The 1,513-nt window shown below is 51.2% G+C and carries 1 protein-coding gene; it reads right to left on the bottom strand.

What is annotated here, in order from left to right; genetic code table 11:
• Positions 1 to 166 precede the first annotated feature (166 nt).
• A complete protein-coding gene (locus ABEV74_RS22735; RefSeq protein ID WP_430149917.1) occupies positions 167 to 1,393 on the bottom strand; it encodes an IS256 family transposase in 1,227 nt (408 codons plus the stop codon).
• Between the last annotated feature and the right edge of the window lie 120 nt (positions 1,394 to 1,513).

Here is a 1,513-nt window from a genome sequence, read left to right as displayed (position 1 = left end):
GATCAAGTCCAAATTATTGTGTAAATTCCCTCGGTTCGGAGTTGTCGAGCCGGGGCTTGACATGGAGCCTCTGCGGGCATGATGACTGGCGATTGGGCGATATGCCCTAACGTTTTAATCGCCAGGCAAAACAGCCTATCATGCCCGCCACTCCATGTAAAGCCCCTTAACCGATACGTGTAACCTTGGATGTGGCCTTGGTCGCTTGAGATTCGCGCCATTCCAAGTACTCGGTCATGTCGAGATATTTCTTGCCGCTGGCCCACTTTTCATCGAGTTCCATCAGCAATGCACCGATTAGCCGAATGACGGATTCGCGGTTTGGGAAAATACGAATCACGCGTTCCCGCCGACGAACTTCTTCATTCAAACGTTCAACGCTGTTGGTTGTACGCAATCGCTTGCGATACTTCTCGGGTAACGCCAGCACTGCTGTAACGTCGTCAAATCCCGCTTCCAACACAGCCATCGCTTTGGGCGCTTTGTCTTCGTAGTCGGCTATCGTTTGCTGCAGAAAGAGACGTGACATCTTCGCATCCGGTGCATCCAGGATGGCGCGTACCCGACCATGGATCTCCTCTTTCAGCGCTTTCGGCGTCGCATCCAGCACATTTCGGATGAAATGCGTTTGACACCGCTGCCACGTTACGCCTTGAAAATGCTGCCGAACAGCGCGAACCAAGCCGCCATGGTCGTCGGATACGATCAGATCTACTCCACGCAAGCCACGGCTTTTGAGCCAGCCAAAGAACTCGCTCCAGCTCGCTTCGGACTCGGTATCGCCCAGCATAAGGCCAATCACTTCCCGGTAACCGTCCGTGTTGACGCCCATACCGATCATGATACCACGCGAGCGTACGCGGCCGTCTTCACGAACTTTGAGGTAAAGAGCGTCCACCAACACGAATGGAAAGCGGCTATCGGAGAGCGGGCGATTATTCCACGCCGTCACGACCGGATCCAGACGTTTGCACAGATCCGAGACGGTCGACTTGGAAAAGTCCGTACCGCATAATTCTTCGGTAATTTGAGCGACTTTTCGGGTAGACACCCCACTCACGACCATCTCCATGAGGGCCAGTACTAACGCCTGTTCACTGCGCTGATACCGGGCAAACAACTCCGTAGAGAATTTGCCGCCACGGATGCGAGGTACCCGTAGGGTGATTGTCCCTACTCGTGTCGTTAGTTGATGGGGATAGGATCCGTTACGATATCCTTGTCGTTCTTCGGTTCTTTCGTAATGTTCTGCTCCTATTTGTTCCGTCACCTGTGCTTGAAGAATCTGGTTTAATACCGATTCGAGCAGCTTAGCTACCCCTGTGTCCTGAGAATTTCCCAAAAATAGTTGCTGCAAAAGTTGTGAATCTACGGTAATCTGGTATTGAGCCATTTCAAATTCTCCTCTCTGTGAATGTTGTCTAGTCAACTCCATTCTAACCGAGGACATTTGAATATGGCTCCTAGTACTTTTTAGGAGATATTCATTTTACACAATTATACGGACTCAACT

This window comes from Paenibacillus cisolokensis (genome assembly GCF_050481165.1).
Taxonomy (GTDB): Bacteria; Bacillota; Bacilli; order Paenibacillales; family Paenibacillaceae; genus Paenibacillus_AH; species Paenibacillus_AH cisolokensis.
Note: the sequence above shows the minus strand (reverse complement) of the source record. Positions and strands in the feature narration are given on the sequence as shown.